At 68.9% G+C, this 9,815-nt stretch carries 9 protein-coding genes and 1 pseudogene; 4 read left to right on the top strand and 6 right to left on the bottom strand.

The window, feature by feature from the left end:
• The 4 genes and pseudogenes from JHC79_RS14550 to JHC79_RS14535 all read right to left on the bottom strand — a co-directional run.
• Positions 1 to 451 (bottom strand): annotated as a pseudogene (locus tag JHC79_RS14550) (GTPase HflX); the annotation flags it as partial.
• A 236-nt stretch (positions 452 to 687) separates the two neighbouring features.
• Positions 688 to 1,554, bottom strand: coding sequence for a diaminopimelate epimerase (dapF, locus tag JHC79_RS14545; RefSeq protein WP_296391988.1), 867 nt, complete (start codon positions 1,552 to 1,554; stop codon positions 688 to 690).
• Positions 1,555 to 1,611: 57 nt separating this feature from the next.
• Positions 1,612 to 2,532, bottom strand: a complete 921-nt coding sequence (gene miaA, locus JHC79_RS14540) for a tRNA (adenosine(37)-N6)-dimethylallyltransferase MiaA (protein ID WP_296391986.1) — start codon at positions 2,530 to 2,532, stop codon at positions 1,612 to 1,614.
• A complete protein-coding gene (locus JHC79_RS14535) occupies positions 2,529 to 3,251 on the bottom strand; it encodes a hypothetical protein (protein ID WP_296391980.1) in 723 nt (240 codons plus the stop codon). Before JHC79_RS14535 ends, miaA begins: the two co-directional genes overlap by 4 nt.
• Positions 3,252 to 3,436: 185 nt before the next feature.
• On the opposite strand from JHC79_RS14535, the gene JHC79_RS14530 reads away from it, so the two are divergent.
• Positions 3,437 to 4,822 carry a DUF349 domain-containing protein gene (locus JHC79_RS14530; protein ID WP_296391978.1) on the top strand — a complete coding sequence of 462 codons (1,386 nt, stop codon included), beginning with the start codon at positions 3,437 to 3,439 and terminating at the stop codon, positions 4,820 to 4,822.
• Positions 4,823 to 4,840: 18 nt separating this feature from the next.
• On the opposite strand, the gene JHC79_RS14525 is transcribed toward JHC79_RS14530, so the two are convergent.
• Together JHC79_RS14525 and miaB are read right to left on the bottom strand one after the other, a co-directional pair.
• A complete protein-coding gene (locus JHC79_RS14525; protein WP_296391976.1) occupies positions 4,841 to 5,503 on the bottom strand; it encodes a hypothetical protein in 663 nt (220 codons plus the stop codon).
• Positions 5,500 to 7,089 (bottom strand): tRNA (N6-isopentenyl adenosine(37)-C2)-methylthiotransferase MiaB, encoded by a 1,590-nt coding sequence (miaB, locus tag JHC79_RS14520; protein ID WP_296391973.1) that lies wholly within the window; start codon positions 7,087 to 7,089, stop codon positions 5,500 to 5,502. The genes JHC79_RS14525 and miaB overlap by 4 nt, the downstream gene beginning before the upstream one ends.
• A gap of 202 nt (positions 7,090 to 7,291) precedes the next feature.
• Between miaB and gluA the strand changes: the two genes are divergently transcribed.
• Genes gluA through JHC79_RS14505 form a run of 3 tightly spaced genes read left to right on the top strand, consistent with a single transcriptional unit; the run spans position 7,292 to position 9,731 of the window.
• Positions 7,292 to 8,020: a glutamate ABC transporter ATP-binding protein GluA gene (gene gluA, locus JHC79_RS14515; protein ID WP_296391984.1), complete on the top strand. Its 729-nt coding sequence runs from the start codon at positions 7,292 to 7,294 to the stop codon at positions 8,018 to 8,020.
• Positions 8,021 to 8,073: 53 nt separating this feature from the next.
• Positions 8,074 to 9,051: a glutamate ABC transporter substrate-binding protein gene (locus JHC79_RS14510; protein WP_296391982.1), complete on the top strand. Its 978-nt coding sequence runs from the start codon at positions 8,074 to 8,076 to the stop codon at positions 9,049 to 9,051.
• Positions 9,048 to 9,731, top strand: a complete 684-nt coding sequence (locus tag JHC79_RS14505; RefSeq protein ID WP_296391971.1) for an amino acid ABC transporter permease — start codon at positions 9,048 to 9,050, stop codon at positions 9,729 to 9,731. Before JHC79_RS14510 ends, JHC79_RS14505 begins: the two co-directional genes overlap by 4 nt.
• The last annotated feature ends 84 nt before the right edge of the window (positions 9,732 to 9,815 follow it).

Raw genomic sequence — 9,815 nt, 5'->3', positions numbered from 1 at the left:
TGTCGAGGATCAGCGCGGTGCGGTCGATGACCTTGACCTTGACGACCTTCTCCAGGGCGTTGAGCTGTGCGGGCGTGAGCTCGCCATCGCAGATCACGGTGTCGGCGCCGGTCGCCAGGACGACCTCACGCAGTTCGTGGGCCTTGCCCGAGCCGATGTAGGTCGCCGGGTCGGGCTTGTCCCGACGCTGCATCACGGCGTCGAGGATCTCCGACCCCGCGGTCTCGGCCAGTGCGGCGAGTTCGGCCATCCGGGCGTTGGCGGTCGCCACCGAGCTGTCGAGCGACACACCCACGAGGACGACCCGCTCGAGCCGCAGTTGGCGGTACTCGACCTCGGTGACGTCCTCGAGCTCGGTGGACAGACCGGGCACACGCTGCAGAGAGGACCGCTCGTCGAGCTGGAACTCGCCGGTGGTCGGGGATCGCCACGGCACCCGGGCCGGCGGCACGTCGGTGCCGTCCGTATCGGCGTCGTGCGTGCCGGGGTCGAGTGCGTCGTCGTCGAGGAACGCGTCGGTCACGTCGGTGGCGGTCGCGTCATCTGAGGTGTGTGTGTCGAAGATGAAGGTGTTCTCCTGATCTGTGTCGAGAACTCACCGGCTGGATGCCGGGGCCTCGGGGGTCTCACTCATGTATCTCATGCAAACCGTGCACGGCGCACGTCTATTTCCGTCGGCGCCGCCGCTCACGGGGTGTTCCACCCGGCACGCAGGGTGCCCGAGGCCACCAGGACCGACGGTCCCCGCAGCACGGCGCCGGTCTCGTCGATGCGCACCGTCACCTGCCCGCCCGGCACGCGGACGTCGACCGTGCCCACCTGCGATCCGGTGCTCGCGCGCAGCGCGGCCGCGGCCGCGGCGACGGTCCCGGTGCCGCAGCTGCGCGTCTCACCGACACCGCGTTCGAGGACCCGCATGTCGACCGCGCCGTCGGCGATGGGCGTGATGATCTCGATGTTCACCCCGTCCGGGAACACCGCGGGGTCGAAGTCGGCGCCGTGGGCGAGGTCGAACTCGGCCAGCGCCGTCGCGTCGAGTCCGCTGACGACGCAGGCGAGATGTGGATTGCCGACATCGACCGCCAGTCCGGCGACCGTGGTGTCGCCCAGTACCGCCTTGCTCTCCACACCGGCGGTCACCGCGCCCATCTCGACGCTGACGTCGGCGGTGGTGTCGTCGGCCGAATGCACCTCGACGCGTCGCCCGCCCGCGCGGCTGCCCACGGTGAACGTCGACTCCGCGACCGCGCCGGAGGACGCGAGGAAGTGCGCGAACACGCGGACGCCGTTGCCGCACATCTCGGCCACCGAACCATCGGAGTTGCGGTAGTCCATGAACCAGTCGGTGGTGCGGACCCCGGCCGGCAGCTCGGACAGGACCCCGGTGGCGCACAGCGCATCGGCCCGGGCCACACGCAGGACGCCGTCGGCGCCGATTCCGCGCTGTCGGTCACAGAGGGCTCGGACGAGGTCGGCGGTCAGGTCGACCGAGGCGGTCGGATCCGGGAGCAGCACGAAGTCGTTCTGCGTCCCGTGCCCCTTGAGGAACTCGATCCCGGCGGCCTCGAGGGACTCGGCTGACGACCGCCCACTGCTGCGCATCCGCCCAGGTTACCGGACATCGAGGTCGCGAAGGTGGGTCGTGACGTGGTCGAGTAGCCGGTCATCGGCGGCGTCGAACCACCGGATGCGATCGTCGCGCCGGAACCACGAACGCTGCCTGCGGACGTAGCGGCGGGTACCGGTGAAGGTCAGCTCGCGGGCGGTGTCGAGATCGAGGTCGCCGTCGATGACCTCGAGCACCTGCGCGTATCCGATCGCCCGGGACGCGGTCAGCCCGTCGCGCAACCCGAGATCGATCAGATGGATCACCTCGTCCACCAGCCCGGCGTCGAACATCGCGTCGGTACGCCTGCGCAGGCGGTCGTCGAGCGCGTCGGTCTCGCGGTCGAGCGCGACGATCGCGGTCGACCAGCGCGGTGTCCCCTTCTGCGGGGCCGACGCGGCGAACGGCTCGCCGGTCAGCTCCACCACCTCCAGCGCGCGCACGATCCGGCGGCCGTCGGTGTCCAGGATGGCCGCGGCCGCGGCCGGGTCCACCGCGCCGAGACGACGGTGCATCTCAGCGGCCCCGACGTCGGCGAGCTGCGCCTCGTATCGCGCCCGGACGTCGGCGTCGGTGGCCGGGAAACTCCAGTCGTCGAGCAGCGACTGGATGTACATCATGGAGCCGCCGACGATCACCGGCAGCCGCCCCGCGGCGAGGACGGTCTCCACGTCGGCCCGGGCGGCCTGCTGATATCGCGCCACGGTCGCGGTCTCGCTCACGTCGAGGACATCGAGCTGGTGGTGCGGGACCCCACGGCGCTGTGCCGGTGCGGGTTTGGCGGTGCCGATGTCCATGCCGCGGTACTGCGCCATCGCGTCGATGTTGACGATCTCGCCGTCGAACCGCTCGGCCAGATCGAGAGCGAGATCGGACTTCCCGGTCCCGGTGGGTCCGATCACCGCGACCGGCGTCCGCACGGTCACCGACCCCACCAGGCCACCTGATAACCGACGCCGAACGGTGCCGCGCAATAGACGGACTCGGTGGAGAACTCCCCGGGGGCCGCGATCCGCCAGACCGCCGCGGCCACCTGCCACGCGGCGCGGCCGTCGATTCCCGCCTCGGCCGCCTCGCTCGCGCTCCATGCCTTGATGGCGTCGAGGTCGGCGGTCGCGACGGCCGCGTCGAATCGGTCCCCGACCTCACCCGCGCCGACGATCGCCCCGCCGGGCGCGCCGGGCGACAATCCGAAGGAACCGTCCGCCACCACGAGCAGACCGACGGCCTCGTCGGTGTCGGCGATACGGGCGCCCAGTTCGGCTCCGATCCGGGCACACTCCCCGGGGCTCGTCGACACCTCCACCAGAGTCGGGCACACCTGCGCCGACGGGGCGATCTGTCCGCGCAACCAGCCCGCGACCAGCATCGGCGTGGCCATGACGGCCGACACCGGCTCATCGCCGCCATCGGGTCGCAACGACACGATCTCGTCGATCCCGAATCCCGCGAACGTCCCCCGCGAGAGGTCGCCGGTGTCGGGATCACCCACCCCGATGGCGACCCACCGCTGCGCCGCGCCCGAGAGTCGCCGGGTGACCTCGAGAACCGCGGTACGGAGATCGACGACCTCGGTGGCGCCGGGGCCGGAGACGGACGGGACCAGCAGGGGCGCACCGGGCACGAAAGCGGCTGCGGTCAACACAGTTCGCAACGCTAGCCGACCGAGCGGTTCCGCAGCGCCCGCGGGACGCCGCGTCGTCCTGTGACGAGTGCGCACGAAAACGCCGCCCACCTGTTTGAATGGACACCGCAACCGGCCCTCGGGCCGGACGTATCCGCTTCAGGTAGACGGCAGCCGTGACGCGCGGCAGGGACGAGGACACCGACATGACCGATCCGACACCGCAGGACGCGCAGGCCACCGAGCCCGCCGGATCCGAGGTGGCAACGCCGCCGAGACCCACCCCGGGTCCGCCCAAGCCGGGGCCCCGACCGGGACCGCGACCGCATGCGGCCGCCGCCCCCGAGGTCGTGCACGCGCACCATCAACCACAGACCGATCCGAGCAAGTTCGGTCACATCGACGCCGACGGTGCGGTGTGGCTGGAGGTCGGCGACATCCGCCGGCAGGTCGGTTCGTGGCAGGCCGGGGCGCCCGAGGAGGGCCTGGCCCACTTCGGTCGTCGGTTCGACGACATGGCCACCGAGGTCGAGATCCTCGAGGAGCGTCTCACCGCGGGCACCGGCGATCCCCGTAAGACCAAGACCGCCGCGGTGGCGTTGCGCGAGACCCTGCCCACCGCCGCGGTCCTGGGCGACGTGCCCGCACTCGAGGCACGGTTGACCGCCATCATCGACGACGCGGACTCGGTGGCCGAGAAGCGCACCCGCGACCGCGACGCCTCGCGAGCCGCGGCGATCGCCCGCAAGGAAGAACTGGCCGCCGAGGCCGAGCAGATCGGCGCCGAGACCACGCAGTGGAAGTCTGCGGGCGACCGCCTCCGCGCGATCCTCGACGAGTGGAAGACCATCAAGGGCGTCGACCGCAAGACCGACGACGTCCTCTGGAAGCGCTACGCGAAGGCGCGCGACGCGTTCAACCGACGCCGCGGGGCCCACTTCGCCGATCTCGACCGGGAACGCGCCGGCGCCAAGACGCGCAAGGAGGAGTTGATCGCGGCCGCCGAGGCGCTGTCGGGGTCGACCGACTGGGGGCCGACCGCCGGGAAGTTCCGGGACCTGCTCACCGAGTGGAAGGCGGCGGGACGGGCTCCGCGCGATCAGGACGACGCGCTCTGGGAGAGATTCAAGGGTGCCCAGGACGTCTTCTTCGCCGCGCGCAACGCCGCGGGCAGCGAGCGCGACGCCGAGTTCGAGGCCAACGCCGCCGCCAAGCGGGAACTGTTGGCGACGGCCGAGAAGACGGTCGATCCGGCCACCGATCTCGACGCCGCGCGCCGTGAGTTCCGGACCGTCCGCGAGCAGTGGGACGCCATCGGCAAGGTGCCCCGCGAGCACGTGCAGAGTCTCGAGAAGCGCATGCGGGCCATCGAGAAGCGGATCTCCGATGCCGAGGACAAGCACTGGCGCTCGACCGATCCCGAGGTCATCGCGCGCGCGAAGCAGTTCGAGGAGCGCGTGGCGCACCTCGAGGAACAGGCGGGCAAGGCCGACGCCCGTGGGCGGGACAAGGAGGCGGCCGATCTGCGGGCGCAGGCCCAGCAGTGGCGGGAGTGGGCGCAGGCCGCGGCGAGCGCGGTCTCCGACCGCTAGTCGCCCACCCGCCGGCGATCACTCGGTCGAGTGACCGGCCGGATCCTCCGGAGTGGGACGTGACTCGGTCGTGGTGCGGGTCACGTTGCGTTGCAGCGCACGGGCACGGTCCTCGGCGGCCGCGGCGTCGGCCCGACGCCGCTCCTCGAGGGCGAGCTGATAGTTGGTGCGCGCCCAGACGACACGCGCCCAGTGGAAGGTGATGACGAACATCGCCAGCCAGCCGAGGCCGAGACCGATCCCGACACCGTGCGGCGGCGCGATCCCGTCCACCCCGGGGGTGTTGCGCGACCACCAGGCGAGCATCCCCGCGACGCACCCGACGGCACTGCCGCACAACGCGATCCACGCGAGGAACCACCGGCGGGTGACCAGCGCGAGCATCGAGAACCCGATACCGAAGATCACCACGAGGAACACGAAGACACGCGAGGTGATCGTGACCCGCTCGGTCGTCGCGTCGGCGGCGAAGGTGAGGACGTCGATACCGTTCGCGGACCCCGTGTGCGGCAGGACCATCGACAGTATCGCCACGAGGACGGCGGCCGCGACGACCACCGCGCGGGCGCCCGGGTCGATCTCGCCGGCGACCTTGCGTTCGGCGCGACGGAGGTCACCCTCGAACTGGGAGAACCCGTCGGAGCCGTCCGCTCCCGACGATCGGTTCGTTCCTTCGGTCATACGTCACATCCTCCTGCACAGCCGCCGACCGCGGTTGCGGGTTGCGGGTCGGTACGGCCGATCGTGGGCATGCCCAGCCCGACACCGATCGGTGGTGTCTGGGCGGTACGACCCGCCTCCGAGGCGTCCCCGGCGCGGGTGCGCCGGTGCGAGCGCAGTGCTCCTTCGGCGATCAGGTAGTGCGGCAGCGCGCCGGTGACCACGGTCTCGACGACGTCGCCCGCCCGGATCTGCGCGCGGTCGCCCACGAAGTGCACGAGCCGACCGTCCCGGGCGCGACCGGAGATCCGGTTGGTCTCGGAGTTCTTGCGACCACCGTTCTTCCCGTCGGCATCGGCGACGACGAGCAACTCCACCGTCGAGCCGATCTGTCGTCGGTTCTCCTCGAGGCAGATCTCGTCCTGCAGCGCGGTCAGCCGTAGATACCGTTCGGTCACAACCTCTTTGGGCACCTGATCAGCCATCGTGGCGGCCGGTGTGCCGGGACGCGGCGAATACTGGAAGGTGAACGCGGAGGTGAACCGGGCGCGGGCGACGAGATCGAGGGTCTGCTCGAAGTCCTCCTCGGTCTCCCCGGGGAACCCGACGATGATGTCGGTGGTGATCGCGGCGTCGGGCAACCGGTCGCGCACCTCGTCGAGGATGGCCAGGAACTTGGTGCGGCGATAGCTGCGGCGCATCGACTTCAGGATCCGATCGGACCCCGACTGCAGCGGCATGTGCAGCTGCGGGCAGATGGTGGGCGTCTCGACCATCGCGTCGATGACGTCGGTGGTGAACTCGGCGGGATGCGGAGAGGTGAACCGCACCCGCTCGAGGCCGTCGATGTCCCCGCACGCGCGCAACAGATCGGCGAACGCCGAGCGAGACCGTCCCAGATCCGGGTCGGCGAAGGACATCCCGTAGGCGTTGACGTTCTGGCCGAGCAGGGTGACCTCGATGACGCCCTGGTCCACGAGCGCCTGTACCTCGGCCAACACATCGCCGGGACGCCGGTCGACCTCCTTGCCGCGCAGCGCGGGCACGATGCAGAACGTGCAGGTGTTGTTGCACCCCACCGACACCGACACCCACCCGGCGTAGGACGACTCCCGTCGCGCGGGGAGCGTGGACGGGAACTCCTGGAGCGACTCGAGGATCTCCACCTGGGCGGCCTCGTTGTGACGCGCGCGGTCGAGCAGGGCGGGCAGGGACCCGAGGTTGTGGGTGCCGAACACCACGTCTACCCAGGGCGCTTTGTCCACCACCGTCGCGCGGTCCTTCTGCGCGAGGCAGCCACCCACGGCGATCTGCATGTCCGGGCGTCGTTCTTTGATCGGCGCCAGGTGTGACAGGTTGCCGTACAGCTTGTTGTCGGCGTTCTCCCGCACCGCGCACGTGTTGAAGACCACCAGGTCGGCGTCGGATCCGTCGGTGGCACGCACGTATCCGGCGTCCTCCAGCAGGCCCGAGATGCGCTCGGAGTCATGCACGTTCATCTGGCAGCCGTAGGTGCGGACCTGGTAGCTGCGTGGGGATCCGGCGGCAGCGGTCGTCGGCGCCGGCGCGTCGGCTCCGAGAGGGCTGTGTATGGCGGTGGCACTCATCGTGACCAGCGTACTCAGCGGATCGAGGGGCATCGTCCACGGGCGCTGCACCCGGCGCGATCGGGGGCGACACAGTAAAGTTTTCGTTACCCAAGGCGGTGATTGTGCGCCGATCCCGGTACTCGCAAACGTAAGGTTGCCACCCATGACCGCATCGCAACCCGGATCCGCCGCACCGGCGCCGCAGACCGACAGACCGCCGATGATCTCGCTGCGGGGAGTCGACAAGCACTTCGGTGAACTCCACGTCCTCAAGGACATCAACCTCGAGATCCCTGCCGGTCAGGTGGTCGTCGTCCTCGGTCCGTCGGGATCGGGCAAATCGACCCTGTGTCGAACCATCAACCGTCTCGAGCCGATCGACAACGGCGAGATCCGCATCGACGGTGACCTGCTCCCGTCCGAGGGCAAGGGCCTCGCCGCGCTGCGCGCCGAGGTCGGCATGGTCTTCCAGTCGTTCAACCTCTTCGCCCACAAGACGATCCTCGACAACGTCACGCTGGCGCCGATCAAGGTGCGCCGCAAGAGCAAGGACGAGGCCCGCAAGCGCGCGATGGAACTGCTCGAACGTGTCGGGATCGCCACCCAGAAGGACAAGTACCCCGCCCAACTCTCCGGCGGTCAGCAGCAACGCGTCGCCATCGCCCGGTCGCTGGCCATGGACCCGAAGGTGATGTTGTTCGACGAGCCCACCTCCGCGCTCGACCCGGAGATGGTCAACGAGGTCCTCGACGTGATGGTGTCGTTGGCCAAGGAGGGCATGACCATGGTGGTGGTGACCCACGAGATGGGCTTCGCCCGCAAGGCCGCCGATCGCGTCATCTTCATGGCCGACGGAGCGGTCGTCGAGGACACCGATCCGGAGAGCTTCTTCACCCGGCCCGAGTCCGACCGCGCCCGTGACTTCCTCGGCAAGATCCTGGGCCACTGATGACGACTGCACATCCCCGCCGGCGTCGATGGTCGACCTTCGGCATCCTCACCATGACGCTCGCCGTCACCGCGGCATCGTTGACCGCCTGCGGCAACACCAACCCGAGGGACCTGATCGGGTCGATCAAGAGCGGCTCGGTCATCCTCGGCACCAAATACGACCAGCCCGGCCTCGGACTCCGTGAACCCAACAAGGACTTCACCGGCTTCGACACGCTCGTCTCGCGGTATGTGGTCAACTCGATCGCCGACGACCTCGGTGTCAAGCACCCCGAGATCACCTGGCGCGAGACACCGTCCGCCCAGCGCGAGACCCTCATCGAGAACGGCGAGGTCGACATGATCGCCGCCACCTATTCGATCAACGCCGCACGCTCCGAGCGTGTCGCCTTCGCCGGCCCCTACCTGGTGAACTACCAGGGACTACTGGTCCGCAAAGACGACGACAGCATCGCCACCCTCACCGATCTCGACAAGGGCAAGAAGCTGTGTTCGGTGACCGGCTCGACGTCGGCGCAGAACGTCAAGGCGCAGCTCCCCCGGATCCAGTTGCAGGAGTACGACTCCTACTCCGGTTGTGTGGAGGCCCTGCGGTTGAAGAAGATCGACGCGTTGACCACCGACGAGGTCATCCTCGCCGGATTCGCGAACTTCGACATCTACGACGATCAGTTCAAGATCGTCGACATGACCTACCCCAAGGACGCCTGCGTCACCTCCTCCGGAAAGAAGGCGCTCCGCAAGGAGGGCGCACCGTTCTCCACCGAGCGCTATGGCATCGGCATGCCGAAGAACTACCCGGCCAACGTCACCGCCGCCAACAAGGCGCTGGACAAGATGCTCACGCCGGACGGGTCGGGGTCGTCACCGTGGGAACGCGCCCTGCGTGAGTCCGTCGGCGACGAGGAGGTCGAGACGTTGATGAAGCGGGCCGACGCACCCGACTCGCCGTTCACCTTCACCCCGAAACCCGGCGATCTGTCGTTCCTCGACTCGAAGTCCACCCCGTGCCCGGCGGGTCTGTCATGAACGAACTGTGGAGCGACATCGGTCCGGAGCTGTGGCCCGCGTACTGGGTGACTATCAAGCTGACCTTCTTCGCGGCCATCGGCTCGCTGGTGTGGGGAACAATCCTCGCCGGCATGCGTGTGTCCCCGGTGCCGGTGATGCGACTGTTCGGCACGTCGTACGTCAACGTCGTCCGGAACACCCCGCTGACGCTGATCGTCATCTTCTGCTCGATCGGGCTGTACCAGAACCTCGGTCTCACGCTCGCGCCGGAGAACGAGAACTTCATCAAGAACAACAACTTCTGGCTCGCGGTGCTGGGCTTCGTGATCTACACGTCCACCTTCGTGTGCGAGACGTTGCGTTCCGGCTTCAACACCGTCCCGCTGGGACAGGCCGAGGCCGCGCGCTCGTTGGGGCTGGGCTTCAGCCGGGTGTTCGGCACCATCGTGCTGCCGCAGGCGACACGGTCGGTGATCGGGCCGATGGGCAGCGTGCTGATCGCACTCACCAAGAACACGACGATCGCCTCGGCGATCGGTGTGGCCGAGGCGTCGCTGCTGATGAAGGAACAGATCGAGAACCACGCCGATCAGATCGTGGCGATCTTCGTCATCATCGCGATCGGGTTCATGATCATCACCCTGCTCGAGGGCTACGTCTTCGGCTACCTGGCGAAGAGATTGGCGGTCAAACGATGAAGGGCAGCAAACGATGAGCGGCGCAACGGTTCTCTACGATGCGCCCGGGCCCCGCGCCCGCCGCCGGAATCTGGGTATCGCGGT

The organism is Williamsia sp. (assembly GCF_016462415.1).
Taxonomy (GTDB): Bacteria; Actinomycetota; Actinomycetes; order Mycobacteriales; family Mycobacteriaceae; genus Williamsia_A.
This window is presented reverse-complemented; position numbering and strand designations above follow the sequence as displayed.

Excerpts from the sequence above, each read along its gene's own strand:
- miaB (WP_296391973.1), bottom strand. The coding sequence starts at position 7,089 with ATGAGTGCCACCGCCATACACAGCCCTCTCGGAGCCGACGCGCCGGCG.
- gluA (WP_296391984.1), top strand. The coding sequence starts at position 7,292 with ATGATCTCGCTGCGGGGAGTCGACAAGCACTTCGGTGAACTCCACGTC.
- JHC79_RS14510 (WP_296391982.1), top strand. The coding sequence starts at position 8,074 with ATGACGCTCGCCGTCACCGCGGCATCGTTGACCGCCTGCGGCAACACC.
- JHC79_RS14530 (WP_296391978.1), top strand. The coding sequence starts at position 3,437 with ATGACCGATCCGACACCGCAGGACGCGCAGGCCACCGAGCCCGCCGGA.
- JHC79_RS14505 (WP_296391971.1), top strand. The coding sequence starts at position 9,048 with ATGAACGAACTGTGGAGCGACATCGGTCCGGAGCTGTGGCCCGCGTAC.
- JHC79_RS14525 (WP_296391976.1), bottom strand. The coding sequence starts at position 5,503 with ATGACCGAAGGAACGAACCGATCGTCGGGAGCGGACGGCTCCGACGGG.